Annotated in this window: 22 protein-coding genes; 14 read left to right on the plus strand and 8 right to left on the minus strand. The window is 57.3% G+C overall.

Translation table 11 applies throughout. The annotated features are described in order from the left end of the window. Positions 1-5: 5 nt before the first annotated feature. Both HCU74_RS18960 and HCU74_RS18965 read right to left on the minus strand, forming a co-directional pair. Entirely contained in the window at positions 6-674 is a 669-nt protein-coding gene (locus tag HCU74_RS18960; RefSeq protein WP_246864728.1) for a replication protein P, read from the minus strand. Next, positions 583-1773: a DnaT-like ssDNA-binding domain-containing protein gene (locus HCU74_RS18965; RefSeq protein ID WP_168452003.1), complete on the minus strand. Its 1191-nt coding sequence runs from the start codon at positions 1771-1773 to the stop codon at positions 583-585. Before HCU74_RS18965 ends, HCU74_RS18960 begins: the two co-directional genes overlap by 92 nt. 81 nt (positions 1774-1854) lie before the next feature. Here HCU74_RS18965 and radA point away from each other — a divergent pair, with 81 nt between their 5' ends. After that, positions 1855-3222: a DNA repair protein RadA gene (gene radA / locus HCU74_RS18970; protein WP_168452004.1), complete on the plus strand. Its 1368-nt coding sequence runs from the start codon at positions 1855-1857 to the stop codon at positions 3220-3222. Positions 3223-3250: 28 nt separating this feature from the next. Here radA and HCU74_RS18975 read toward each other — a convergent pair whose 3' ends face one another. Further along, entirely contained in the window at positions 3251-5695 is a 2445-nt protein-coding gene (locus HCU74_RS18975; RefSeq protein WP_168452005.1) for a penicillin-binding protein 1A, read from the minus strand. Positions 5696-5865: 170 nt separating this feature from the next. On the opposite strand from HCU74_RS18975, the gene HCU74_RS18980 reads away from it, so the two are divergent. The 10 genes from HCU74_RS18980 (at position 5866) to hemE (ending at position 19764) form a co-directional block, all read left to right on the plus strand. Then, entirely contained in the window at positions 5866-6933 is a 1068-nt protein-coding gene (locus HCU74_RS18980; protein WP_168452006.1) for a type IV pilus assembly protein PilM, read from the plus strand. Then, positions 6933-7493 carry a PilN domain-containing protein gene (locus HCU74_RS18985; RefSeq protein ID WP_168452007.1) on the plus strand — a complete coding sequence of 187 codons (561 nt, stop codon included), beginning with the start codon at positions 6933-6935 and terminating at the stop codon, positions 7491-7493. The genes HCU74_RS18980 and HCU74_RS18985 overlap by 1 nt, the downstream gene beginning before the upstream one ends. Positions 7494-7504: 11 nt before the next feature. After that, complete coding sequence (locus tag HCU74_RS18990) at positions 7505-8122, plus strand: type 4a pilus biogenesis protein PilO (protein ID WP_168452008.1); 618 nt, start codon at positions 7505-7507, stop codon at positions 8120-8122. Continuing rightward, a complete protein-coding gene (locus HCU74_RS18995; protein WP_168452009.1) occupies positions 8119-8655 on the plus strand; it encodes a pilus assembly protein PilP in 537 nt (178 codons plus the stop codon). Before HCU74_RS18990 ends, HCU74_RS18995 begins: the two co-directional genes overlap by 4 nt. Positions 8656-8678: 23 nt before the next feature. Then, positions 8679-10865: a type IV pilus secretin PilQ gene (locus tag HCU74_RS19000; protein WP_168452010.1), complete on the plus strand. Its 2187-nt coding sequence runs from the start codon at positions 8679-8681 to the stop codon at positions 10863-10865. 7 nt (positions 10866-10872) lie between these two features. Continuing rightward, on the plus strand, positions 10873-11403 hold the full coding sequence (gene aroK, locus HCU74_RS19005; RefSeq protein WP_168452073.1) for a shikimate kinase AroK: 531 nt from the start codon (positions 10873-10875) through the stop codon (positions 11401-11403). A 58-nt stretch (positions 11404-11461) separates the two neighbouring features. Further along, a complete protein-coding gene (aroB, locus tag HCU74_RS19010; protein WP_168452011.1) occupies positions 11462-12547 on the plus strand; it encodes a 3-dehydroquinate synthase in 1086 nt (361 codons plus the stop codon). 166 nt (positions 12548-12713) lie between these two features. Then, positions 12714-17162, plus strand: a complete 4449-nt coding sequence (gene gltB, locus HCU74_RS19015) for a glutamate synthase large subunit (RefSeq protein ID WP_168452012.1) — start codon at positions 12714-12716, stop codon at positions 17160-17162. Between the two features lie 29 nt (positions 17163-17191). Then, positions 17192-18610, plus strand: coding sequence for an FAD-dependent oxidoreductase (locus HCU74_RS19020; protein ID WP_168452013.1), 1419 nt, complete (start codon positions 17192-17194; stop codon positions 18608-18610). 89 nt (positions 18611-18699) lie between these two features. After that, entirely contained in the window at positions 18700-19764 is a 1065-nt protein-coding gene (gene hemE / locus HCU74_RS19025) for a uroporphyrinogen decarboxylase (protein WP_168452014.1), read from the plus strand. Between the two features lie 61 nt (positions 19765-19825). Here hemE and HCU74_RS19030 read toward each other — a convergent pair whose 3' ends face one another. After that, positions 19826-20380 (minus strand): O-antigen ligase family protein, encoded by a 555-nt coding sequence (locus HCU74_RS19030; RefSeq protein ID WP_168452015.1) that lies wholly within the window; start codon positions 20378-20380, stop codon positions 19826-19828. Positions 20381-20589: 209 nt separating this feature from the next. On the opposite strand from HCU74_RS19030, the gene HCU74_RS19035 reads away from it, so the two are divergent. Further along, positions 20590-21156, plus strand: a complete 567-nt coding sequence (locus tag HCU74_RS19035) for a DUF1415 domain-containing protein (protein WP_168452016.1) — start codon at positions 20590-20592, stop codon at positions 21154-21156. Between the two features lie 7 nt (positions 21157-21163). Here HCU74_RS19035 and HCU74_RS19040 read toward each other — a convergent pair whose 3' ends face one another. Continuing rightward, complete coding sequence (locus tag HCU74_RS19040; protein WP_168452017.1) at positions 21164-21718, minus strand: DUF4136 domain-containing protein; 555 nt, start codon at positions 21716-21718, stop codon at positions 21164-21166. A 108-nt stretch (positions 21719-21826) separates the two neighbouring features. After that, positions 21827-22438, minus strand: a complete 612-nt coding sequence (locus HCU74_RS19045; RefSeq protein WP_168452018.1) for a DNA-3-methyladenine glycosylase I — start codon at positions 22436-22438, stop codon at positions 21827-21829. Between the two features lie 94 nt (positions 22439-22532). Here HCU74_RS19045 and HCU74_RS19050 point away from each other — a divergent pair, with 94 nt between their 5' ends. Beyond that, on the plus strand, positions 22533-23330 hold the full coding sequence (locus HCU74_RS19050; RefSeq protein ID WP_168452019.1) for a M48 family metallopeptidase: 798 nt from the start codon (positions 22533-22535) through the stop codon (positions 23328-23330). Between the two features lie 25 nt (positions 23331-23355). On the opposite strand, the gene cysE is transcribed toward HCU74_RS19050, so the two are convergent. Next, positions 23356-24180, minus strand: a complete 825-nt coding sequence (gene cysE / locus HCU74_RS19055) for a serine O-acetyltransferase (protein ID WP_168452020.1) — start codon at positions 24178-24180, stop codon at positions 23356-23358. A gap of 39 nt (positions 24181-24219) precedes the next feature. After that, positions 24220-24930: a tRNA (guanine(46)-N(7))-methyltransferase TrmB gene (gene trmB, locus HCU74_RS19060; protein WP_168452021.1), complete on the minus strand. Its 711-nt coding sequence runs from the start codon at positions 24928-24930 to the stop codon at positions 24220-24222. 78 nt (positions 24931-25008) lie between these two features. Between trmB and HCU74_RS19065 the strand changes: the two genes are divergently transcribed. Then, positions 25009-25731, plus strand: coding sequence for an acyltransferase (locus tag HCU74_RS19065; RefSeq protein WP_168452022.1), 723 nt, complete (start codon positions 25009-25011; stop codon positions 25729-25731). Positions 25732-25804 lie beyond the last annotated feature (73 nt).

Raw genomic sequence — 25804 nt, forward strand, 5'->3', positions numbered from 1 at the left:
GTGGGTTAAATATCCAATTCCCGTCTCAGCTCGCGCATCCGCCGGCGTTGCTCCTCGGCGGGCAGCGGTTTGGCTTCGGGCTTGGGCAGGGCCTCAGGGTGGGGTGGCTCCAGTTGGACGCCGCGCCTGACCTGCTCGCAGAGATTCATGTAATGCTGGCGAAATACCGGAAAGGCCTTGGGTTCGGTATTGGTGGCCAGAAAATACCAGTCGCTGGCCTTGCCGGCGTGATACACCGCGGGGTGGCTCCAGGGGTGGTCCGCCTTGGGCGACGGCGCGCGGCAGGCTTCAACATAGGCGCTGTGGGGGTCGGGTAGCCCCAGTGCGCTGTCGTCGGGTTCACAGTATTTCAGAATGCCCTTGATGGTGGGGAGAAATTCGGATTCCTTGATAGCGCGATGGCTGGCGGCGGTAATAGCTTCGGGGGAGATATGGCAGAGATTGGCAAACCACAGCTTCTTGGCATAGGAGAGCTTTTCGCTGGTGGAAAAGGCCTTGTTGTACTGATTGTGGTAGACCAGCTCAAATTCCGCGAACATGCGATTAATAGCATCGATGACCGCATCCTTGTCGGGATAGGGTTCAGAGCCCGTCCGCCCAGCTCCGGTCGGTGTGTTTTTCGATGAAGCCAGAGCCCGTTTGCTTTGCTCCAGAAGGTCGTTGCTGTCGCGCATCGTATTTGTCCAATTGGTGGCTGTGTGCCCAGCGGTATTTCACATGTTGCAGAAATTTGGTGTTCCACGAGCGTTGGGCCTGGCCGCTGTCGCGCCAGAACAGAATAAACTCAGGAATCTGCTCTCTGGCGAATTTTGTATCAATTCGCGCCATGCGTAAAATTTCGAAGACTTCAGGGCTAGGTTGCCAGTTATTGGTGATTGGTACAAAGGCCTGCTCGTGGCTCACGGTATTGGTGTAGCGAGCCCATTGCAGGCGAATATGTTGCAGGAAGCGGGAATTCCAGTTGCTATCGACGGTGCCCCGCTCGCGCCAGTAAAGGATAAACTCGGGAATGGCATCTTCGATAAAGTGCATACTGACACCGTCGCGCAGCAGTATGTCCAGGGCGTCCTGGCTGGGTCGCCAGCCGCCGTCAATGCCGCTCTGGCTGGCCTGTTCGATTTCGGCGTACTGGTGTTTTTTCCAGCGGCGGCTGACATACTGGCTGAAAGTGCTGCTCCAGCTGCTGCGGGCTTCGCCGCTCTCGCGGTAATGGGCGATAAAATCCGGTAGTACCGATTCGATAAACTCGATGCTTACTCGGTTAAAGCGAGTCAGGTATTCCACCGACGCGGGGTCGGGCCGCCAGTCGGCGCTTATCATCTGCTGCCCGGGAACCGGTTGTTGTGGGTGGGCAGTGCGCATTTGCCGGGGAGCGGCGGGCGCTGGTGGAGCCGATAATGAAGGGCGAGGGATGTCCTTTTCCGGGGGCGCCGAAGTGTCAGTGGTAGTCTGTGGCGAATGGGCTTCGCCCGAGCCCGCCAGGGCAAAGCGAAAATTGCGCGCATTGCTGATCAGCGCGCCGCCGATAATGATCAGTCCCTGATCGTGCAGGGTTTGCAGCAGACTGTCGATATGGGCGGCGTCCCAGAAGGGAAGTTGCTCCTGCAAGCGCGCACGATCGACGATATACCAATCACGGCCCTGCCGGGGGCGCGCTTCCAGTAAACTGTGCCAGTCGCACAATAGCTGGTACAGCAGCGCGCACTCCAGGCCAATAGTGGTAGCCAGAGACGGCGATACCAGTAGGGGTCTTTCGAGCAGTGGTGCCGACATCAAATATTAATCCTCGCTTGGCAGCGTATTGTACGGGCTAGCCGCCCAGGCTGTCAGCAAGCCACGGAGAATAAGCGCACTATGGCAAAAACACGTACCGCCTATGTCTGTAACGACTGCGGGTCGGATCACCGCAAATGGCAGGGGCAATGCCAGGACTGTGGTGCCTGGAATACCCTGTCGGAAATACGCCTGGGGGCGGCGTCTTCGCCCGCTGCGACCAGCGGCGCGCGGCAGGGCTATGCCGGTGCCAGTGGCGGCGAGGTGCAGACACTGGCCACGGTGCAAATTGAAGACTTGCCGCGGATCAGCAGCGGCATGGAGGAGTTGGACCGAGTATTGGGGGGCGGTTTTGTACCGGGTTCGGCAGTGCTTCTGGGCGGACATCCCGGTGCGGGGAAAAGCACCCTGTTGTTGCAGGTATTGTGTCGCCTGGCTGAGACCAACAATTGCCTGTATGTCACCGGCGAGGAGTCCTTGCAGCAGGTGGCTATGCGTGCCCGGCGACTGGCATTGAAGGCTGATGCCCTGCAGTTGTATTCAGAAACCAGTCTCGAATCGGTATTGGCCCAAGCGGTGAAAAACCGCCCGGCGGTGCTGGTGGTGGATTCCATTCAGGTGCTGCACAGCGACCAGATCAGCTCGGCACCGGGCAGCGTGTCCCAGGTGCGTGAGTGCGCGGCGGCGTTGACCCGCTTTGCCAAACAGAGCAATACCGTGCTGATTATGGTCGGTCACGTTACCAAGGATGGCAGCCTGGCCGGGCCCAAGGTGCTGGAGCATATTATCGACTGCTCGATCATGTTCGAGGGCGGCAGTGACAGCCGCTATCGCACCCTGCGCGGGCAGAAAAACCGCTTCGGTGCAGTGAACGAACTGGGCGTGTTTGCGATGACCGAGCAGGGACTTAAAGAAGTGCGCAACCCCTCGGCCATTTTTCTGAACAGGGGAGAGGAGGTCGCCTCGGGCAGTACGGTGATGGTGGTCTGGGAGGGCACTCGGCCATTGCTGGTGGAAATCCAGGCGCTGGTGGATGAGTCCGGTTACGGTAACCCTCGACGGGTGGCCGTGGGGCTGGAACAAAACCGCCTGGCGATGTTGCTGGCGGTGCTGCACCGCCACGGCGGCCTGCAACTGGGCGATCAGGATGTCTTCGTCAATGTGGTGGGTGGGGTCAAGGTGCTGGAAACCGGAGCGGATCTCGCTCTGTTGTTTGCCATTGTCTCCAGCTTCAGGGACAGACCCCTGCCGGAGGATCTGGTGGTGTTCGGAGAGGTGGGCCTGTCCGGTGAGATTCGCCCTGTCAGTAGTGGCCAGGAGCGCTTGCAGGAGGCCCGCAAACACGGTTTCAAACGGGCGATTGTGCCCCGCGGCAATGCGCCCCGGGGCGAGGTGGGCATGGAGGTCATTGCAGCGGCGAATCTCGCCGAGGCGCTGGAGGCGATTTGACCCGCCGTGCGCGCCCGGTTCGAGGGGGTTAGAACAATTCGATGGGTTCGTCTGAGGGAGACTCGCCGTAAATCGAGCCGCCGCCGGTGCTTTGGGTGGTGGGCGCATTGCCGATGCGGAAATACTCGAAGATGGCATTTTCCTGACCCGGCATGGCCAGCTCACCAGTGTCGGGGTCAATGCGCACGGAAATGATATTGTCGGGTTGCTTCAGGTGGCGCTCGGGACGCCCCTTTAGCGCCACGCGCATGTAATCAATCCAGATTGGCAGTGCCACTGAACCACCGTATTCCCGGCGGCCGAGTTTCTGGTTTTGGTCAAAGCCTGCCCAGGTTGAGGTGACAATGCCGCCGCTATAGCCTGAGAACCACGCGTCAGTCGGGCCGTTGGTGGTGCCGGTTTTACCGGCAGCATCGCCCCGTTCCAGGGCGAGAGCGCGGCGGCCCGTGCCGCGGGTGATAACGTCCTTGAGAATGCTGTCGATCAGGAAGATGACATCTTCGCTGACCACTTGCTCGGCGTAACGGGGCTCGTTTTCGCTGTCGCCGGCAAGTATTTCGTCCAGAGAGCTGGCTTCGCGCTCGCTCATTCCGTTTTTGTCGCAGTCCCGACAGGCAATGACCGGGTCGGCCCGGTAAATGGTATTGCCGTCGTTGTCGATGATCTGCTCAATGAGCCAGGGCGATATTTTATAACCGCCGTTGGCAAATACCGCGTAGCCAGTCACCACATCCAGTGGCGTCATCGAATGACTGCCCAGTGCCAGTGACAGGTCGTGGGGCAGCTTGCTGGTGTCGAAACCGAAGCGGCCAACGTAGTTGATGGCGGAGCCGATCCCCAGTTCCCGCAGCAGACGAATGGAAACCAGATTTCGCGACAGATACAGTGCTTTGCGCAAGCGCATGGGGCCATTGAATTTGCCGTTGTCGTTGCTGGGTCGCCAGGTGCTGCCTAATCCTGCGTCGTCGAAGACAATCGGGGCGTCGTTGATGATGCTCGCTGCTGTAAAGCCATTGTCGAGGGCCGCGGTGTAAATAAACGGTTTGAAATTGGAGCCGGGTTGGCGCTCAGCCTGGCTGGCGCGGTTGAAGCTGCTGCGTTGGTAGTCATAGCCGCCAACTATGCTGAGGATCGCGCCGTTGTCGGCGTCCAGCGACACCAGTGCGGCCTGGAGCTTGGGGAGTTGCGAGAACTGCCAGCGGCGGGGCTTGGTGTCGCCCATGCGCAGGCGGATCACGTCGCCGGGTTTCACCAGTTCGTCGATGGATTCGGCCTCGTAGCTGGTCCGGTCTTCGCTGATATAGCGTACCGTGCCGGCGAAGCCCTGTTCCCACTTAAGGGTGGTTTGCTGTCCGGTGGCAAGCAGTGCGGTGGCGCTGTTGCCCTCGATCGACAAAATCAGCGCCGGGTGCCAGGGGCCGATGCGACCGATGTCCTTGAGCTTCTTCGCAAAGTCTTCAAGGGCACTGTTGCTGACGGGGGTGGCAATCGGCCACTGTTGCTCCGGGCCGCGATAGCCGTGACGTTTGTCGTACTCCACCACGCCGTTGACGATCGCCTCGTGGGCCGCAGCCTGGAGTCGGCTGTCGACAGAGGTGATAACGCTGTAGCCTTTTTCGTAAGCTTCTCTGCCGTAGCGCTTGAGCATTTCCAGGCGCACCAGCTCGGCGGCATAGGCCGCGTTCAGATCGAGTTTGGTGCCGTGAGTCCGGGCGGAGATGGGGGTGCTGATCGCCGTGGTAAATTGGCTTTCGTCGATATAGTCGAGGGTCCGCATGCGGCGAAGTATCCAGTCGCGGCGAATACGCGCGCGCTCCGGGTCGGCGACGGGGTTGTAAATAGAGGGGGCCTTGGGCAGGCCGGCAATCATCGCCATTTGCGCGATGCTCAATTCCTTGATCGACTTGCCGTAGTACACCTGGGCCGCGGCTTCGATGCCGTAGGCGTGGTTGCCGAGGAAGATCTTGTTCAGATACAGCTCAAGAATGTCACCTTTGCTAAGATTGCGCTCGATTTCGATGGCCAGGAAGATTTCGGTGAATTTGCGGGTGAAGGTGCGCTCCTGGGAGAGGAAGTAGTTCTTCGCCACCTGCATGGTGATGGTTGAGCCCCCGGTTTGAATGCTGCCGCTGGTAATCAGTTGCGACGCGGCCCGCAACAGGCTGGTCAGGTCTACGCCGCGGTGCTGAAAGAAACGATCGTCCTCAGCAGCGAGAAATGCATCAATAAAGACCTCGGGGACCTCTTGTATGCTGATGGGCGAGCGCCGCTTTTCGCCGAATTCGCCGATAAGTTGGCCGTCGCGGCTGTAGATGCGCAGGGGGGTCTGGAGCTGTATGTCGCGCAGGGCATCGACAGAGGGCAGGCGAGGGCCTATATATAAGAATGCGGCGCAGAACACCATGGCGGCGGCGCAGGCGGCGATCAGGCCCAGTAATCCAAGGGAGCGAATAATGGTTGCGGTGCGGGACATAATTTTCCTGTATTGCCAACGGCCTATCAGAATTCGGGTGCTAGGATACCCAAATCTGTGAATTTATCGGGGTATTTTTTTCATTACTATTTGCGCAATGGTATACACTGGTATTTAATCTTGTATATAAAAGTTCGCCCTAAGTCCACGATGTAAATAGGAAAATTACAGTGCTAGATGGCTTGTTTGGCGGTCGGAAGTCCCGCAGCTTGCTCGGTGTTGATATCAGTTCCAGTGCCGTCAAAGTGCTGGAACTCAGCCGTAATGGTGAAAAATATCGCGTCGAAAGCTATGCCGCGATGTCCCTGCCTCCACAGTCAGTGGTCGAAAAAAACGTGGCTGAGGTGGAAGCGGTCGGTGAAATCGTCAAGGCAGTGCTGTCCCGCTCGCGGACGAATCTGACCCGGGCCGCCGCGGCGGTGCCCGGTTCTGCGGTGATCACCAAGGTGCTGCGGATGCCCGCCGATATGCCGGAAAGCGCCCTTGAAACACAGATCTCACTTGAAGCCGATCAGTATATCCCTTATCCCCTCGACGAAGTATCTCTGGACTTTGAATTAATAGGTGTCGCCGAAGACAGCCCGGATCAGGCCGAGGTGCTGTTGGTGGCCTGTCGGCGAGACAACGTGGATACGCGGGTTGAAGCACTGGAAATCGGCGGCCTGGAACCGAAGGTGATGGATGTCGAAGCCTACGCCGTCGAACGCAGCTTTTCCCTGATTGCGCCACAACTGGGCTGCGACGAAAACACGGTGGTGGCGATTGTCGATATTGGCGCCAGCATGATGTCGCTCAGTGTTATCGTTGATGGCGAAACGGTGTATACCCGCGACCAGTTGTTTGGCGGGCGTCAGCTTACCGAGGAGATTCAGCGGCGCTACGGTCTCAGTGCCGAGGAAGCCGGCCTTGCGAAGAAACAGGGTGGACTCTCGGACGACTATGACACCGAAGTTCTGCTTCCGTTTAAAGAGGCGGTCATCCAGCAGGTTTCCCGCTCCCTGCAATTCTTCTTTTCAGCGAGCCAGTACAGTGCGGTCGATACGATTTTACTGGCCGGTGGTGTTGCAGCCATGCAGGGTTTGGCGGAGCTTGTGGAGGAGCGTCTGTCGGTGAAAACGGTTGTGGCAAACCCCTTTGCCAATATGGCCATTGCCCCGAATGTTGATGCGATACGCTTGAGCAATGATGCCCCGTCGATGCTGATCGCCTGTGGCCTGGCGCTGAGGAGCTTCGACTGATGGCGAATATTAACCTACTTCCGTGGCGTGAAGAGCGCCGTCAGCAGATCCAGCAACAATTTATTGTGGTGCTTGCCGGGGTGGCTGTTGTGGCTGTGTTGCTGGTGGTACTGGCAATGAGCATCGTCAATGGCGCCATCAGCAACCAGGAGGGGCGCAACGCCTACCTGCAACAGCAAATTACCCAGATCAACAAAGAGGTTGCTGAAATCAGTGAGCTTGAGGCGCGCCGTCAACAGCTGCTGGATAGAATGAATATCATTCAGAGCCTGCAAGGGACCCGGCCGTTGATTGTGCGGGTGTTCGATGAAATGGTGCGCACCCTTCCCGACGGCTTGTTTTTTACCTCTGTGGTGAGGGTCGATAGTCGAATCAGTGTCGAGGGCATTGCCGAGTCAAACAACCGGGTATCCAGTCTGATGCGCAAACTTGATGCCTCCACGTGGTTTTCCGATCCCAATCTGACTGCGGTCAAGGCCGCGCCGAGCTATGGTGACCAGGCGAGCGATTTCAAGCTCTCATTCAAAATCAGTGCGCCGTCGCCTGAAGAAGATAACTAGGAGGCTTCACTGTGGCTTGGCAAGAGTGGGTAGAAGAAGTCAAACAGTTTGATATCAATGATATCAACGAGGGGAATATTGGTGCCTGGCCCTTCCTGGTGCGGGTGGCGCTGTGGGTGCTGGCCTTTGTTGTGGTCCTGGTGGGGGGCTATTTCTATGTTATCGCCGACCTGCGGGTTAAGTTGGCGTCGGCGGAGGCCAAGGAGTTACAGCTCAAGGCCGAATTCGAGCGCAAGGCGTTCAAGGCAGCAAAACTCGAACCGTTAAAGAAGCAAATGGCGGAGATGGAGGAATCCTTCGGGATTTTGCTTAGCCAACTGCCGGCGGATACCGAAGTGCCGGGTCTGTTGGAGGATATGACCGACAAGGCGGTGGCCAACGGTCTGGAAATTGGCAGCATTCAGTTGGAAGCTGAACAGGTTAAGGAATTTTACATCGAACTGCCGATTGCGATTCAGGTGACCGGCACCTACCACGACCTTGCAGCATTTGTCAGCGGTGTGGCGGGGCTGCCTCGGATTGTGACCCTTCACGACTATGAAATTAAGTCGGACAAGGATTTGTCGGTGCAGAAGATGTCGATTACGGCAAAAACCTACCGTTATAAAGAATTGGATGGGGGGTCATGATGCGTCGCTACTCCTCGTTATTGTTGGTGCTGTCGATTGCTGTGGTTGTGGCCGGTTGTAGTGGCGGTTCCCAGTACAGCGACATTGATGAGTTTGTAAGGGCCAAGCGCGCAGCGCCCAGCGGTGCGATTCCGCCGATACCTGCACTCAAGGCCTATCGGGCCTTCTCTTACACGGCCTCCGGTATGCGCAGCCCGTTCACCAAGCCGGTGGATGTTAAGGAAATCGCGCGGCTGGAAGCGTCCGGGTCGATCAAGCCGGACATGCAGCGTGAGCGAGAGTACCTTGAGGCGTTTTCGATAGACTCACTGAAAATGGTGGGAACAGTGAAGTTGGGCGGTGTGTTGTGGGCCCTGCTTAAAACCAGCGATGGCGGCGTCCATCGCGTGCGTGAATCAAACTATATTGGCCGCAATCACGGCAAAATTGTAGAAGTCGGTGAGGGTTATCTTTCGGTAGTGGAGATTGTGTCCACTGGCGGCGATGGCTGGGTTGAAAGACCGCGCTCTCTTGAGCTGAATGCAGGCAAGTAAGAATTGGAAATCCGGAGAGATACATGAAAAGCTCAACGCAGAAGCGCATTTCAGAGCGGCGTAGCGCGCCTCGCGGCAGTGTAAAAGGGCTGGCCGCACACGCGCTGTTGCTGATGTCACTGCTTGTTCCTTGGGCGGCGTCGGCGGCGACACTGACCGATGTGCAATTCAATGCGTTGCAGGGGGGGAGCTTCGAAGCGCGTTTTACCTTTGAAGGCCCGGCCCCCGAGGTGAAGGGTTATACCATAGAGAAACCGGCCCGAATCGCTCTGGATCTGGTTGGGGCCACCAACCAGCTCGGCCAGAAAAAATACCCCTTGGCCTATGATAATGCGAGCAGCGCGGTGGTGCTGGAAGGGCGTGATCGCACTCGGGTAGTGTTGAACCTGGTGCGCCTGGCCTCCTACGAAACCCGTATTGAAGGGAATCAGCTGGTTGTTTCCGTCGGCGCAGGTGGCAGCCGCTCCTATCTCAAAGAAAAGTACAACAACCCCGTAGTGGCGGCCGCGACCCCGGCGGCCAATTCGGCGGTGAAGGGTAACAGCATTGTCGATCTGGATTTTCGTCGTGGCGACAAGGGTGAGGGGCGCCTGGTTATCAAACTCGCTGACGACAAGGCAGACATCAATGTGTTTGTCGAAGGCCCGCGGATTAAAATTGATTTCAGCGGTGTCGCGCTGCCGAGCAACCTGCAGCGGCGGTTTGATGTTGGTGACTTTTCTACCCCGGTTAAGCTGATTGATGCGCGTATGGGAGAAAAGGGTGCGAAGCTGTCCCTTGAGGCCCAGGGCGAATATGATTACCTCGCCTATCAGACCGACAACGAATATGTGGTAAGCGTGAAGCCGCTGACCAAGGAAGAAGTTAAGGAGCGGCGCAAGGAATTTGCCTACGTTGGCGAAAAGTTGTCGCTAAATTTCCAGGATATTGAAGTGCGTTCAGTGTTGCAGCTGATTGCTGATTTCACCGAACTGAACCTGGTAGCCAGTGACACTGTGGCCGGGAATATCACCCTGCGCTTGCAAAATGTGCCCTGGGATCAAGCTCTTGAGCTGGTGTTGAAAACCAAAGGGCTCGATAAACGTCAGATTGGCAACGTACTGATGGTCGCGCCAGCGGCGGAAATCGCCGAGCGGGAGCGCCTGGAAATTGAATCACAGAAACAGGTGGAAGAGCTTGCTCCCCTGCAGAGCGAGTTTTTGCGAATTCGCTATGCCGATGCGGCGGAGTTGTTCAAGTTGTTCAAGCCGACCGGTGGTGAAGGCGGCGATGGTGGTGCCTCGAAAAGCATTCTGTCACCTCGCGGTAATGTCATTGTTGACGAGCGAACCAACTCGCTGTTGATTACCGAAACCGCCGAGCGCCTGGAAGAGTTTCGCCGCTTGGTGTCGTTGATTGACGTGCCGGTGCGTCAGGTGCAAATTGAAGCCAGAGTGGTGCGTGCGTCGTCGGATTTTGACCGCGCCCTGGGTGTGCGCTGGGGTGGTGCTTACGTTACTCAGGATGGCAACGAAATCTATTCCGCTAACGGTACTCTCGAAGGCGATCAGGCGACCCGCAATAACTTTGTTGATGCGTTAACCACGGGCGCAAACAGCTTTACCGCGGTGCCTGGTTTGGTGACTGACCTCGGTGTGCCGGGGGCAGCGGGCTCCTTTGCGGTGGGCTATATCGGTTCCGATGTATTGTTGAACCTGGAGCTGTCGGCGCTGGAATCGAAGGGGCGTGGTGAGGTGGTGTCGCAGCCCCGTATCGTCACCGGCGATAAGGAACCTGCCGTGATCAAGTCCGGTACCGAGATTCCCTACCCCCAGTCTTCGGCCAGTGGCGAAACCACTATCGCCTTCAAAGAGGCGGTGTTGAAGCTCGATGTGACGCCGATCATCACCCCTGATGACCGCATTATCATGGACTTGATTATCAATCAGGACACGGTTGGCGATCTGGTTATCTCCACCGGGCTGGGTGGCCAGGTGCCGACTATCGATACGACTGAGCTGCAAACCCGAGTGCTGGTCAGCAACGGTGAGACGGTGGTCTTGGGTGGGGTTTACGATCAGCTGGACGTGGAGTCGGAAACCAAGGTGCCCTTCCTTGGGGATATCCCTTTTATCGGTCGCCTGTTCAAATCCACGACGGTCACCCGAGAGAAGCAGGAAACTCTGATTTTTATCACTCCGCGCATCCTCGCGGATAGCCTGGTTGACTGATGTTGTAATGCGTAAAGCGGATTTGGTGTATTTGGTAGGTCCGATGGGTGCGGGAAAAAGCACCATCGGGCGCTTGCTTGCCGACAGCCTCGGGCTGGCGTTCTATGATATTGATCGCGAGATCGAAGAGCGTAGCGGCGTTGATATTCCCTGGATATTCGATATGGAAGGGGAAGAGGGCTTTCGCGATCGGGAGTCGCTGATGATGCAGGAAATCAGCGAGCTTGGCGGTGCGGTGGTGTCCACCGGTGGCGGCGCGGTATTGCGCGACGACAACCGCAGCCTGATGATGTCCAAGGGCACGGTGGTGTATTTGTGCACCTCGATTGAAGAACAGGTGCGGCGGACCTCCAAGGATCGCAAGCGCCCGTTGCTGCAAAAGGGCAACCCCGAAGAAACCCTGCGCCGCTTGATGGCTGAGCGCGAACCCCTCTACCTGCAGGTGGCCGATCACAGTATTGCCACCGATCATCGCAGCCCGAAGGCCGTAGTGCAGGAGCTTGTTGCGAAAATCGAAGACGGCGACCTGAACAGCTGAGCCTGCTATAATACGCCGCTTTGGCCGATCTAGGCCGGGACTAGCCGGAACAGCTCAAATGAAACAGCTCCAGGTATCGCTTGGCGAGCGCAGTTATCCTATTTTTATTGGTCGAGGCCTGATGCAAAATCAGGCCTTATGGTTGCCGTTTATAAAGGGGCGGCAGGCCTGTGTGGTCAGTAATGATGTCGTGGCGCCCCTCTATCTGGAGTCAGTGCGTCAGGCGCTGACGGGTAAGCAGGCCAGTGAATGCATTCTGCCCGATGGCGAAAGCAACAAAAGTCTGCAGGTGCTTTCGCGCGTCTATGACCATCTGTTGGCGGAAAACCACAATCGCACGACCACGCTGATTGCGCTGGGCGGTGGGGTTGTCGGCGATATGTGCGGTTTTGCTGCGGCGAGTTATCAGCGCGGGGTGGATTTTGTGCAAATGCCGACCACCCTGCTGTCGATGGTGGATTCCTCTGTCGGTGGCAAAACCGGGGTCAATCACCCGCTGGGCAAGAATATGATCGGCGCTTTTCATCAGCCGGTATGTGTTGTGGCTGATCTGGCCTTGCTGGATTCTCTGCCCGAGCGGGAGTACGCCGCAGGTATGGCTGAGGTGATTAAATACGGACTGATCAGCGATGCGCCATTTTTTGATTGGCTGGAAGAAAATATCAATGGTCTGATGGCCCGTGACCCAGAACTGCTGGCCGAAGCGGTTTACCGCTCCTGTGTGAACAAGGCCAATGTCGTTGCCGAGGATGAGCGCGAAGGGGGGCGCAGGGCCATCCTGAATCTTGGTCATACCTTTGGTCACGCTATCGAGACCGCCGAAGGCTACGGTAACTGGCTGCATGGCGAGGCGGTGGCTGCGGGTATGGTGCTGGCCATGATGCTGTCCTGTGAGCTGGGCGATCTTCCGCAATCGGTGTTGGGTCGGGGGCGTAGCTTGCTGGAAGCGGCTGGTTTGCCTGTGTTACCCCCTGCAAACATGTCAGTGGATCAATTTTTGCAACTGATGGGCAGGGATAAAAAGGTGCTCGACGGGCGTCTGCGTCTGGTGTTGTTAAAGTCATTGGGTGAGGCCTATGTCAGCAGTGACACGGGAGTCGAACAGATTGCCAAAGTGCTTCGTTCAGCTGGCGTGTCGGTCTAGCGTAACGGCTGGGCTGGTTGTTTTATGAACAGCGGCGGGGGTGGCGTTTGTTCACCTTGCTGCTTACGTGTAGAATGTCACTCCTTTTTTCGGGTATCTAACTGTGCCCGAACTATCTTTTCGACTATCTGCTTGTTTTTCTTAGATATTTTGTGAGAGTCGTTTTATGAGTACAGGCCTGTACAGACCTGAAGATGTGCGTGACAACTGTGGCTTCGGACTGATCGCCCATATGGAAGGGGCGGCGAGTCACGAATTGCTGGCGACCGCCATCGAATCACTGACCTGCATGACTCACCGGGGTGGCATTGCCGCCGACGGAAAAACGGGTGATGGCTGCGGCCTGCTGCTGCAAAAACCCGACGAATTTTTGCGGGCGGAAGCAAAGGCGGCTTTTGGTGGCGAACTCACTGAGTTGTACGGCATCGGCCAGATCTTTTTGAGCCAGGACCCCGCCGTCGCACAGGCTGCGCGTGAGGTGATGGCTGAGGTCCTGCGAGACAACGGTCTGGAGCTTGCAGGCTGGCGCGAAGTGCCGGTTGATCCTTCGGTCTGTGGCGAAATCGCTCTGTCCAGTCTGCCCCGCATCGAGCAGATGTTTATCAATGTCAGCGGTCTCAGTGCTCAGGAATTGACCACGCGCCTGTTTGTGGTGCGCCGTCAGGCCGAACAGGCCCTGACAGCGGACAAAGACTTTTATATATGCAGCCTGTCGGCGGATGTTATTTCCTATAAAGGGCTGGTCATGCCCGTCGATTTGCCGCGTTTCTATCTCGATTTGGCGGATCAAAGCCTGAAAACGGCCATTTGTGTCTTCCATCAGCGCTTCTCTACCAACACCATGCCGCGCTGGCCCCTTGCCCAGCCATTCCGCATGCTGGCTCACAATGGTGAGATCAACACCATTGAGGGTAACCGTAACTGGGCTGAGGCGCGTACGCGCAATTTTACCTGCCCGAATCTGCCCAATGTTGAAGCACTGGCACCACTGGTAAACCGCACCGGCTCTGACTCCTCCAGTCTCGACAATATGCTGGAGCTGCTGGTCGCGGGCGGCATGGACCTGTTCCGTGCGGTGCGTATGCTGGTTCCCCCTGCATGGCAGAATATCGAACATATGGATGCCGACCTGAAGGCGTTCTACGAATACAACTCCATGCACATGGAGCCTTGGGACGGCCCGGCTGGTCTGGTAATGACCGATGGCCGCTACGCCGTATGTATGCTTGACCGCAACGGCCTGCGCCCGTCTCGCTGGGTCATCACCAAGAATGGCTTTATCACCGTAGCCTCGGAAATTGGCACCTATGGCTATCAGCCCGACCAGGTGGTTGCCAAGGGCCGTGTTGGCCCGGGGCAGATTCTGGTGGTGGACACCCAGACCGGTGAAGTGCTGCATACCAAGGATGTCGACGAGCGCCTCAAATCAGCTCATCCCTACAAAAAATGGTTGCGTGAAAACGCAAACCGCTTGCAGGATCAGCTCGGTCAGGGCAATCGCCCCGAACTGCCTGAGGCCGAGCATCTGCGCGCCTTGCAGAAATACTTTCAGGTCAGTTTTGAAGAGCGTGAACAGGTCCTGTCTGCCTTGGGTGACAGCGGCAACGAAGCTGTCGGCTCGATGGGTGACGACACGCCAATGGCAGTGCTGTCCCGGGGTAAGCGTTCGCTTTACGACTACTTCCGGCAGAAATTTGCCCAGGTAACCAATCCGCCGATTGACCCCCTGCGTGAGTCAATTGTAATGAGCCTCGAAACCCTGCTGGGTGCCGAGCAAAATGTCTTTGAGCAGACTGCTGACCACGCTGATCGCCTGATTCTGACCAGCCCGGTACTGTCACCGGATAAGTTCGACCGGTTGATGGCGGTGGATTCGCCGCGCTATCCCAAAGCCTATATTGATCTGAGCTATGACCCTGCGCTGGTGTCGCTGAAACAGGCGGTGCAGAATGTGGCGGAAGCCGCAGAGCAGGCGGTGCGCGACGGCAAGGTGATCCTGTTACTCAGTGATCGCAAGCTGGAGCCGGGTTTGATAGCCGTACACAGCCTGCTGGCCACCGGTGCGGTGCATCACCACCTGATCAAACAGGGGCTGCGCTGCGACGCAAACCTGGTGGTCGAGAGCGGCAGTGCTCGGGACTCACACCAGATGGCCTGCCTGTTTGGCTTTGGTGCGACAGCAGTCTACCCGTATATGGCCTTCGCAGTGCTCAGCGACATGCTGAAAAACGGCGAACTGCTTGGCGACGAGCAGGAGACCTATAGCAACTACTGCAAGGGCATTAACAAGGGTCTGCTGAAAATCATGTCGAAGATGGGTATCTCCTCCATTTCGTCATATCGCGGCGCCCAGTTGTTTGAGGCCATTGGCCTGTCCGAGGAAGTGGTTGAAACCTGTTTCCGCGGTGTTGCCAGCCGTATTGCCGGTGTCGGTTTTGCTGAGCTGCAACAGGATCAGGAGGCGCTGGCGACAGTGGCCTGGCTGGCGCGCAAGCCACTCGACCAGGGTGGTTTGCTCAAGTATGTACACGGCAAGGAATACCACGCTTTCAATCCCGATGTGGTGATGCGTCTGCAAGAGGCGGTCAAAACCGGCGATTACCAACAGTGGAAGCGCTACGCTGAGCTGGTAAATACCCGCCCGGTTGCGACCCTGCGCGACCTGCTGGGGTTCAGCGATCAGGCCAAGCCGATTCCGCTGGATGAGGTGGAGCCGATCGAAAATATCCTGAGCCGTTTCGACTCGGCGGGGATGTCGCTGGGTGCTCTGAGCCCAGAGGCTCACGAAGCCCTGGCTGTGGCCATGAACCGACTGGGTGCGCGTTCCAACTCCGGTGAAGGCGGTGAAGACCCCGCGCGCTTCGGTACAGAGCGCGTGTCCAAAATCAAACAGATTGCCTCTGGCCGTTTCGGCGTAACCCCCCATTACCTGGTCAACGCCGAAGTGTTGCAGATCAAGGTTGCCCAAGGTGCCAAGCCCGGTGAAGGTGGCCAGTTGCCCGGTGGCAAGGTCAATGCGCTGATCGCACGACTGCGTCACTCAGTGCCCGGTGTGACCCTGATCTCGCCGCCGCCTCATCACGATATCTACTCTATCGAGGATCTGGCCCAGCTGATTTTTGACCTCAAACAGGTTAATCCCCAGGCGTTGGTGTCGGTCAAGCTGGTGTCTGAGCCCGGTGTGGGCACCATTGCCGCCGGTGTGGCCAAGGCCTATGCTGACCTGATTACGATTTCCGGCTACGACGGTGGTACGGCGGCGAGCCCGCTGACTTCGATTCGCTATGCCGGTTCGCCCTGGGAACTGGGCCTGGCTGAAGCCCAACAGACACTGCGTGGCAACGGCCTGCGTGGCAAAGTACGGGTGCAGACCGACGGCGGTTTGAAAACCGGCCTCGACGTGGTCAAGGCGGCTATTCTCGGCGCAGAAAGTTTCGGTTTCGGAACGACGCCAATGGTGGCACTGGGCTGTAAGTACCTGCGAATTTGTCACCTGAACAACTGTGCCACCGGTGTTGCGACCCAGGACGAGCGCCTGCGTGACGAGCACTTCATTGGCACTGTTGAAATGGTGATGAACTTCTTCACCTTCGTGGCGATGGAAACCCGTGAGTGGATGGCTGAGCTGGGTGTTCGCACCATTGAGGAACTGATCGGTCGCACAGAGCTGCTCGCACAGAAAACCGGCGAGACCGACAAGCAGGGCTTGCTCGACCTGTCGCCGATTCTGTTCAAGGACCCTGAGGCAGAGCATCAGCCCCAGTTCTGTCAGGTAGCGCTGAACGAGCCCTTCGACAAGGGCGAGAAAGCCGAGGCCATTGTGGCTGAGGTGCTGCCTGCGATCGACGCCAAATCCGGTGGCGAATTCAGCTTCAAGGTTAACAACTGCGATCGTTCTATCGGTGCACGTCTCTCCGGTGAAATTGCCAAGCGTTATGGCAACCTGGATATGAGCGAGGCGCCGATCAAGCTGAACCTTGAGGGTACGGCGGGGCAAAGCTTTGGCGTGTGGAACGCTGGCGGCCTGCATATGTATCTGGAAGGTGATGCCAACGACTATGTCGGCAAGGGCATGGCTGGCGGTAAGCTGGTCATCTATCCGCCGAAAAACAGCGCCTTCAAGAGTCAGGAAACGTCGATTATCGGCAATACCTGTCTGTATGGTGCTACCGGCGGCAAGTTGTTTGCTGCAGGTACGGCCGGCGAGCGTTTCGGCGTGCGTAACTCCGGTGCCCATGCGGTTATCGAGGGCGCTGGTGACCACTGCTGTGAGTACATGACTGGCGGCAATATTACGGTGCTTGGTGCAACCGGGGTGAACTTCGGTGCAGGTATGACCGGTGGATTTGCTTACGTGCTGGACGAAGACCACCGTTTCGTCGACCGCTACAACAGCGAGTTGGTCGAAATCTGTCGTATCACCTCCGAGTCCCTGGAGGCCTACCGCGCCCACCTGCGCGGCAATATCGAAGAATTTGTTGAAGAAACCCAGTCGGACTGGGGGCGGCATATTCTCGATAATTTCGACGACTACATTGGCAAGTTCTGGATGATTAAGCCAAAAGCAGCAAGCCTTACCCGCCTGCTGGAAACCACCAGACGGCGTCCGGAATAAATAGCCCGCGTAGCGATGAGGTAAGACATATGGCTGAACGTTTACAGAATTCATTCCAGTTTCTGGATGTTGGGCGTCAAGACCCCAACAAGAAAGACATGTTGCAGCGCCGCGAGGCCTTTGTAGAAATTTACGAGCCCTACAAGGAAGAAGAGGTTAAGCATCAGGCACACCGCTGCTTGTCCTGCGGTAATCCCTATTGCGAATGGAAATGCCCCGTTCACAACTATATTCCCAACTGGCTGAAACTGGTTAGTGAAGGCAATCTGTTCGAGGCGGCGGAATTAAGCCACCAGACCAACAGCTTGCCGGAAGTGTGTGGCCGGGTATGCCCCCAGGATCGCCTGTGTGAGGGCGCCTGTACCCTTAACGACGGTTTTGGTGCGGTGACCATCGGTTCGACCGAGAAGTACATTACCGATACTGCGCTGGAACTGGGTTGGCGCCCGGATATGTCCAAGCGGGTGTGGACCGACAAGAAAGTTGCCGTGATTGGTGCCGGCCCCGCCGGTATCGGCTGCGCCGATGTGCTGGTGCGCGCGGGTGTGAAACCGGTGGTATTTGATCGCTACCCGGAAATTGGTGGCCTGCTGACCTTTGGTATTCCCGAGTTCAAGCTGGAAAAATCGGTGGTGCAGCGTCGTCGCCGGGTATTGGAAGAAATGGGCGTCGAATTTCGGCTGAACACCGATATCGGCACCGACATCACCATGGACGAATTGCTGGCGGATTACGACGCGGTGTTCATGGGCATGGGTACCTATAAATACATGAAGGGTGGCTTCCAGGGTGAAGACCTCCCCGGTGTCTACGATGCACTGCCCTTCCTGGTATCCAACGTCAATCGCAATATGGGTTGGGAGGAAAATGCCTCCGACTACATCAGCGTGATGGGCAAGCGGGTTGTTGTGCTGGGCGGTGGTGATACCGCAATGGACTGTAACCGTACTTCGATTCGTCAGGGCGCCAGCAGTGTTGTTTGCGCCTACCGTCGCGACGAAGAAAACATGCCAGGTTCTCGCCGTGAAGTACAAAACGCCAAGGAGGAAGGTGTTGAGTTCCTGTTTAATCGTCAGCCGGTGGCCATTGTGGGTAACGGCGCGGTAGAAGGGGTCAAGGTGGTTTCTACCCAGCTGGGTGAGCCCGACGAGAACGGCCGTCGTCGCCCCGAGGTGGTACCCGGTAGCGAAGAAGTGATTCCCGCCGATGTGGTGTTGGTGGCCTTCGGCTTCCAGCCCAACCCGCCGGAGTGGCTGAAAGACCAGAGTGTTGAAACCAACAGCTGGGGCGGTGTCGAAGCGCCTGAGCACCAACAGTACAAGTTCCAGACTACTAACCCCAAGGTGTTTGCCGGTGGCGATATGGTGCGGGGCTCTGACCTGGTGGTGACTGCTGTATGGGAAGGTCGCCAGGCGGCTGAAGGTATTCTGGATTATCTGAAGGTCTGATTCGCATTGCGCTGAACGGGAGACGGGAGACGCCAACGCTTCAACCCGATTCAGCGTCTCCCGTCTCCCGTCCAGCGTAGAGCGAGCCAATGACTGCACTTAAAAACGATACCTTTCTGCGCGCACTGTTGCGCCAGCCCGTTGACTATACGCCGGTATGGATGATGCGGCAGGCCGGTCGCTACCTGCCTGAGTACCGCGCTACGCGCTCACAAGCCGGGGACTTTCTGTCACTGTGCAAGAATACCGAGCTGGCTTGTGAAGTGACCATGCAGCCGCTGGCTCGCTACCCCCTTGATGCGGCCATTTTGTTTTCCGATATTCTGACCATTCCCGATGCTATGGGGCTTGGTCTGTACTTTGAAACCGGTGAAGGCCCCAAATTCCGTAAAACTGTGCGCAGTATGGCTGACGTTGACGCGCTGCCGGTGGTCGATGGTGAAAAGCATCTGACCTATGTTTGCGATGCGGTGCGGGCGATTCGCTCGGAGCTGAATGGCCGTGTGCCGCTGATTGGCTTTTCCGGTAGCCCGTGGACTCTGGCGACCTATATGGTCGAGGGTGGCGGCTCCAAGGACCACGCCCGATGCAAGGCACTGGCCTTTGATGAACCCGAAACCATGCACGCGCTGCTCGATAAACTCGCGCAAAGCGTTACTGCCTACCTCAATGACCAGATCAAAGCGGGTGCGCAAGCGGTACAGATTTTTGATACCTGGGGCGGGGCGCTGGGTCATCGTGCTTATCAAGAGTTCAGTCTGCGCTACATGAAGCAGATCGTGGATGGCTTGATTAAGGAAAATGACGGTCGTCAGGTGCCGGTGATACTGTTCACCAAAAATGGCGGCCAGTGGCTGGAGTTGATGGCAGATACCGGTGCGAATGCGCTGGGACTGGATTGGACGACCGACGTTGCAGCCGCTCGCCGCCGGGTGGGGCACAAGGTGGCCTTACAGGGCAATATGGACCCGAGCATGTTGCGCGCGTCGCCTAAACGGATACGGGAAGAAGTTGCCACCATCCTCGCCGAGTTCGGTCACGGTGAGGGGCATGTTTTCAACCTCGGTCACGGCATCACCCCTGAGGTCGACCCCGAACACGCTGGCGCCTTTATCAATGCGGTGCGTGAGCTGTCAGAGCCTTATCACCGCTAACCGTCAGGGCTCCCCTCGGAGCCCAGTGGTGTTGTACGCAGGTTGGTTGTCAAAGTGCCGATCAAGGCATCACTTCGATAAAGTGCCGCCAGCGATTCTGGAAGCCGATAAACCAGCGGGGTGAGCCCTCACCGGTGCCGGAGAATTCCAGGTCGGGGTAGTGGGCGGTCACGCGGTTAAGGATATTTTGCTCCGCGGCACTGGCATCAATCATCAGCAGATGACGACCACTGTCCAGGGCTTGCTCAAAGCGCCGGAAATCATGGTGGGGCTCCTGTATACCGAATAGTCCGCCCTCCCACGTAAAAAATCCCAGCATAATAATGGCTAAAAAGACAAAGGGCGCCCAGCCCACACTGAGAGCGACGCCCGAGTAGTGGGCCGCTGCCAGTACCAGCGCCGCAACACCCAGGCCGATCAGGGCTCCGCGCTGCATCGACAGCACCACGTCCCTGCGCAGCACCGCTTCGACATCGTTGAGGTGGCGCCGGGTGACCCCTGAGTCGTCGTTGCTGAGCACGTGAATCTGGGGTCGTGACAGACCGTTTTCTTCCAGGTCGTGCTCAATCGCCGCCAGCTTGTCCAGATTGTCGGCAAGAAAATAATATCTTTTCATTCTCTGCTCCTTTAAGTCGCCAGACCGCATAGAGATTGTGCGAGGTTCGCCCATGATTCGGTGGCGCTATATTGATATTACGCCCATTTCTGCCCAGACGATTGCTATATGAGAAAATCGTCTAGTAGCTCTGTTGTAAATAGCATCGCGGGATATTGCCGGGGGTATAATTGCTCTACAGCGCCGAACTAAAAGAGGGTTGAGGACAGATGTCAGAGCAGCACAATGACGAGGTGGTTCAGCAGCGGGTTGCCGCATGGCTGGATGAGGTTGTCGTCGGCATGGGACTGTGCCCCTTTGCCTCACAGCCGAGAGACCGAGGGACCATTCGGATCAGTGTCTGCCACGCTGACAAACCAGAGGAGATACTGGAAACCCTGTATGTGGAGTGCACCTATCTGCTTGATCATCCTCCGGAAAAGGTTGAGACGACACTGCTGGTATTGACGAAGCAGTTTGCAGATTTCTACGACTTCAATGACTTTCTGGGGCTGGCAGAGGGCTTGATTGAGCGTTGCGGTTGGGAAGGGGTGTTCCAGATCGCCAGTTTTCACCCGGGATATTGCTTTGCCGATGTCGCGGAAGGTGACCCCGGAAATTATACCAACCGCGCGCCACTACCTATTTTGCATATTCTGCGGGAAGACAGTGTTGCCGCCGCGGTAGACAGTTTCGACGATGTCGATGAGATCCCGGAGCGAAATATTGGTCGCCTGCGGGGGCTGACCGCGGAAGAACTGCGGGATCGATTCCCCTGGGTACTGGCGCAGGATTGAGCCGGGGTTATTTCGGCGGAAAGTGAGACCATATTTTGGCCACGCTCTGATGAACGCGGTGTTGGTTGGCCTCCGGGTCGGCATCGTCCAGCGGCATTAAAATTGCGCCCTGCCAGCTGAGAGTTCTGGTTTTGGCGTCAAGCAGATGGATCAGAATCTGAATGTTGCGATTCACCTTGTCCTGGCCGATGGGCACGCCTACCGAAGTGCTCATGCCAATATTCCCGGTAAAGCTACCCAGGCCGATACCGATTCGCGGGCTGCGGTCGATGGTATTTGCGGCCTCGGCAACATAATACCGCACCAGGAAATCGGCCTGTTGCGGGGCCGGTTGATACAGGCCCGTCTTGAGTTCCTGGGCCAGGGCTTCGCGGACATGCTCCAGAATGAATGGCGAGATTGATTTGTCACCGCCACTGTCATCCGCCCAGCTGAACCGCTGATAGCGGTCGAAGTTGGTGCCTGGACGATAATCGGTATGCACCTTGCTATCGTTGCTTGCGCAGGCGCTCAGCATCAGCAGAATTAGCGCGATCGCGCAGCAGCGTTGGCGGTGTAACATTATTCTGGCTCCAGCAAATTCAGTGATTCGCTAACAGTGTAGGAGGAATCGCGAATGGGGTATAGAGCCGGGGCGTAGCGGTGGGTTCCCCCGCGGCGGGTTTTTGGGTTACTGCTTCCAGGGGGGGATAAACGCCTGTCCCAGCTCAGTGCACTCCCGATGGCGAAAACATTGAAGCAGATGGTCGTTAACAAAGCCGAGGGCCTGCAAGTGGGCGTAGCAAATCGTGCTGCCAAAAAAACGAAAACCGCGTTTTTTCATGTCTTTGCTGATGGCGTCAGACAGGGGCGTGGTGGCGGGCACCTGAGCCAGTGACTCCCATTGATTCTGCTGTGGTGTGTCGTCGAGAAACCCCCACATATAGCGGGCGAAGCTGCCGTACTCACGCTGTATTTCGAGGAACAGCCTGGCGTTGCTCACGGCGCTCTCGACCTTTTTGCGATTGCGGACAATGCCGGGGTCGAGTAACAAGGCCTCTATTTTTTGCTCATCGAAACCGGCTACTTTTTTCGCGTTGAAGTTGGCGAAGGCCGCGCGGTAGCCTTCTCTTTTGCGCAACACGGTTAGCCAGTTCAATCCCGCCTGGGCGGATTCCAGAATCAGAAATTCAAACAGGATACGGTCGTCGGCGCAGGGCACCCCCCACTCCTCGTCGTGGTAGCGGCGATAGAGGGGGTCTGTGCCGCACCATCCACACACCTGCTCTTCAGTTTTCGTCATCTCGTCTTGCTCCTTGCCTGCACCCGCTGACTCTATGCCATAATGAACAAATTATCAGACAGCTCCTCTAAAAGCTTATTTCTATGGTGGATTTATGAAATCTCTGCGTTTTCCCGCGTTGTGCGTCATTATTGCCCTGATCGCCGCCTGTGCTGAATCGCCGACAGGACGCCGTCAAATACTGCTGTTTTCCGACGGTGAAATGTCGCAGATGGGGGCAACGGCCTTCGACGATATGAAGCAAAAAATGACCGTGACCCGCGACGGCAAGACCAATGCCTATGTCAGCTGTGTGGCTGATGCGATTACCCGCAGCCTGCCCAGTGAGTGGCGCGGCAGTTGGGAGGTGGTGGTGTTCGATGACCCCTCGGCCAACGCCTTTGCCCTGCCGGGTAAGAAAATCGGCGTTCATACCGGTATTTTTAAAGTGGCGACCAATGCTGACCAATTGGCCACCGTGGTTGGTCATGAGGTGGCTCACGTGATTGCCCAACACAGCGCTGAGCGGATGTCGCTGCAAAGCGTTGCCGGTACCGGCACCCAGCTGGTTGGTGTCCTGCTGGGAGAAAGCCAGCAGAAGGCCACAGTGATGGGCTTGCTCGGACTGGGTGCCCAGTATGGGGTGGTGCTTCCCTACGGCCGCGCGCAGGAATCCGAGGCTGATGTTTATGGACTGGATTTGATGGCCAAGTCGGGCTTTAACCCGGCGGCCAGTATTTCACTGTGGGAAAATATGAGCGCTGCGAGTCAGGGGCAGCCACCGGAGTTTATGTCTACCCACCCCTCTCATCAGACCCGTATCAAGGATCTGCAAAAGCAGCTGCGCACTGCCGAGCCTCTCTATCGTCAGGCCCAGGCGAATGGCGTAAGGCCCAACTGCAAGGCAATTTAATTGGTGACGGAGGGCGCTCTCGTCCTCAGTTATCGTCGCAGCAGGCGCTGTGATTCATTGACAGTGCCGGGGCATCGCAGTCCGGGGTGCCAATCACCTTGGCTGGTACACCGGCGACAAGGGAGTGGGGCGGCACGTCCTTGAGCACCACACTGCCAGCGGCAACATGGGAACCCTCGCCAATATGGATATTGCCAAGGATTTTGGCCCCGGCACTGATCAGCACATTATCGGCCACCTTGGGATGACGGTCGCCGTGTTCCTTGCCGGTGCCCCCCAGGGTCACTGCCTGCATGAGTGACACATTATTGCCGACTACCGCGGTCTCGCCGATGACGATGCCGGTGGCGTGGTCCATCATCACCCCGTGACCTATCCTCGCGGCGGGGTGAATATCTACCCCGAATTCACAACTGATGCGATTCTGGAAGAACAGCGCGAGTGAGGTGCGGCCCTGCTGCCAGAGCCAATGGGCGACGCGGTAGGATTGCAGGGCGTGGTAGCCCTTGAAGTAGAGGAAGGGCACCGACAGATTCTTGCAGGCAGAGTCCCGTTCGAATACCGCGCAAATGTCGGCGCGAATTGCCCTGGCGATGCCGCTGTCTTCAGCGAAGGCGTCTTCAATAACTTCCCGCACCAGCAGTGATGAGGCCTCGGGGCTGTCCAGAATGTGGGCGAGGTGATAGCTGAGCGCGTGCTCCAGAGTGTTGTGGTTCAGAATGGTCGCGTGCAGAAAACTCGCCAGCACGGGTTCCCGCTGGGCTTCCAGTGCGGTCTCCTCGCGAATGGTGAGCCACACCTTGTCGCTGATGGCGGAATTAATGCGAGCTTCGGCGATGGTCGTGTTCATAATGGGGCCAATCGGGTCGTTGATAGGGCAGTATACCGCTTAACCGCGGTGCGAAAACAGCGCCTGCGGCGCCTCGAGCTGGCACTGGCAGCGCCATAGCGGCTGACCGGCAGCGAGGTATTTACGCTCAAAGGGGGTTAGAGGCTCACCGGGGCTGAAGGTTTCACAGCGCGGATTTTGCCTGGCGATGCGCAGGGCAGCGGCCAACTCCTGAATGTAAATGGGCCAATTGCTGCGCGCTTCAATGTGCCCCCCCAGCTCCAGCAGACTGCTGAACAGGGGGGAACCGTGCACCCGCAGGCTGAGCTGCCCGGGCTTGGGCCAGGGGTTGGGGTAGAGCAAAAAGTGAAATTCAGGGCGCCAGTCCGCAGCGGCGGCCAGTCGCCAAAAGTCGTCGATATCGGCGCGTACCAGCAGGTAGTTGTTCGGGCTGTCGGCGTCGATATGGGCAGGGTGTTTGTCGAGCCGGGCAGCGGACTTGTCGATGCCGATCACCAGGTGGTCGGGGAAGCGCTTGGCCAGGCGCCAGGTGCTCTCGCCGACACCGCAAAAGCTGTCCAGGATTAATGGGCGATCCCGGGCTGAAAGCCATTGCTGAGCCTTGTTAAAGGCATCGATATTGTGCTGTGCATAGGGTTTTTTGAAGGGGTGGTGTAGATGTTTCTCCACCAGATGGTGCAGCCGTTCGTGGATGCCCTGCTGGCTGCTCACGACGCTGCGGGCGTGTTGCTGGCCGCTGGTTTTTTTCATGTATCGGTAACCTTGTGCGATTGCCCTGACAGGTCAGTCTTGCGACACTGTGCCGCCGAATAATTAATAAGGCCGGGTATGCGCCAGGATCGACGTCCCTATTGGGTGAAAAAGAGCTATCTTCGCTTGCGCGAAGCCTATACCAACCATTTCTTGCGGCCCGCCTGCGATTTTCTGGGAGATTATCCCACGTTTATGAAGCCCTGGTACATTTCGATTTCGGGGCCGAATATTGAGATTGGGCAGTGTGCGACGATTATCGGAGAGCGGGAAAACCCCGTCAAAATCGGTGTGTGGGGGCGCGAGCCAGGCTGCGGACGTATTGTGATCGGCGACTATGTACTGATTAGTCCGGGTGGGCGAATCTCCGCCAGCGATGAAATTCGTATCGGCAATAGCGTGATGATGGCGAACGGTGTGTACATTACCGACAGTGATTGGCACGACATTTATGACCGTACCGAGCGCAGTCCTGAGGTCAGGCCGGTGCACATTGCCGACAACGTTTGGTTGGGGGATCGCTGTACCGTATTGAAGGGCGTGACCATTGGTGAGAATAGTGTGGTGGCGGCCTGTGCGGTGGTGACTCGGGATGTTCCCGCCAATGTTGTGGTGGCGGGAAATCCGGCGAAGGTGGTCAAGCAACTTGATCCTGATCGAGAGCGGAAAACCCGGGCGGATTTCTTCGCCGACCCCGAGGGGCAAGCGAAATTTTTTGATGGCCTGGATCGTATGGTGCTGGCGGAAAACGGCTTCTGGAATTGGCTGCGTTGTGTGCTGAAGCCGGGGCCGAAGGATTAACGGTCAGCAAGGTATTCCACTGACAGGACTTCTATTCGGTCCTGTTAACCAGCCCTAATAAAAATTAAACAAG

The sequence above is a fragment of the Spongiibacter thalassae genome (assembly GCF_012272835.1).
GTDB lineage: Bacteria > Pseudomonadota > Gammaproteobacteria > Pseudomonadales > Spongiibacteraceae > Spongiibacter > Spongiibacter thalassae.

Excerpts from the sequence above, each read along its gene's own strand:
- hemE (WP_168452014.1), top strand. The coding sequence starts at position 18,700 with ATGACTGCACTTAAAAACGATACCTTTCTGCGCGCACTGTTGCGCCAG.
- HCU74_RS18985 (WP_168452007.1), top strand. The coding sequence starts at position 6,933 with ATGGCGAATATTAACCTACTTCCGTGGCGTGAAGAGCGCCGTCAGCAG.
- gltB (WP_168452012.1), top strand. The coding sequence starts at position 12,714 with ATGAGTACAGGCCTGTACAGACCTGAAGATGTGCGTGACAACTGTGGC.
- aroB (WP_168452011.1), top strand. The coding sequence starts at position 11,462 with ATGAAACAGCTCCAGGTATCGCTTGGCGAGCGCAGTTATCCTATTTTT.
- HCU74_RS18975 (WP_168452005.1), bottom strand. The coding sequence starts at position 5,695 with ATGTCCCGCACCGCAACCATTATTCGCTCCCTTGGATTACTGGGCCTG.
- HCU74_RS19035 (WP_168452016.1), top strand. The coding sequence starts at position 20,590 with ATGTCAGAGCAGCACAATGACGAGGTGGTTCAGCAGCGGGTTGCCGCA.
- HCU74_RS19030 (WP_168452015.1), bottom strand. The coding sequence starts at position 20,380 with ATGAAAAGATATTATTTTCTTGCCGACAATCTGGACAAGCTGGCGGCG.
- aroK (WP_168452073.1), top strand. The coding sequence starts at position 10,873 with ATGCGTAAAGCGGATTTGGTGTATTTGGTAGGTCCGATGGGTGCGGGA.
- HCU74_RS19065 (WP_168452022.1), top strand. The coding sequence starts at position 25,009 with ATGCGCCAGGATCGACGTCCCTATTGGGTGAAAAAGAGCTATCTTCGC.
- HCU74_RS19040 (WP_168452017.1), bottom strand. The coding sequence starts at position 21,718 with ATGTTACACCGCCAACGCTGCTGCGCGATCGCGCTAATTCTGCTGATG.
- HCU74_RS19045 (WP_168452018.1), bottom strand. The coding sequence starts at position 22,438 with ATGACGAAAACTGAAGAGCAGGTGTGTGGATGGTGCGGCACAGACCCC.
- radA (WP_168452004.1), top strand. The coding sequence starts at position 1,855 with ATGGCAAAAACACGTACCGCCTATGTCTGTAACGACTGCGGGTCGGAT.
- HCU74_RS18965 (WP_168452003.1), bottom strand. The coding sequence starts at position 1,773 with ATGTCGGCACCACTGCTCGAAAGACCCCTACTGGTATCGCCGTCTCTG.
- HCU74_RS19020 (WP_168452013.1), top strand. The coding sequence starts at position 17,192 with ATGGCTGAACGTTTACAGAATTCATTCCAGTTTCTGGATGTTGGGCGT.
- HCU74_RS18995 (WP_168452009.1), top strand. The coding sequence starts at position 8,119 with ATGATGCGTCGCTACTCCTCGTTATTGTTGGTGCTGTCGATTGCTGTG.
- cysE (WP_168452020.1), bottom strand. The coding sequence starts at position 24,180 with ATGAACACGACCATCGCCGAAGCTCGCATTAATTCCGCCATCAGCGAC.
- trmB (WP_168452021.1), bottom strand. The coding sequence starts at position 24,930 with ATGAAAAAAACCAGCGGCCAGCAACACGCCCGCAGCGTCGTGAGCAGC.
- HCU74_RS18960 (WP_246864728.1), bottom strand. The coding sequence starts at position 674 with ATGCGCGACAGCAACGACCTTCTGGAGCAAAGCAAACGGGCTCTGGCT.
- HCU74_RS19000 (WP_168452010.1), top strand. The coding sequence starts at position 8,679 with ATGAAAAGCTCAACGCAGAAGCGCATTTCAGAGCGGCGTAGCGCGCCT.
- HCU74_RS19050 (WP_168452019.1), top strand. The coding sequence starts at position 22,533 with ATGAAATCTCTGCGTTTTCCCGCGTTGTGCGTCATTATTGCCCTGATC.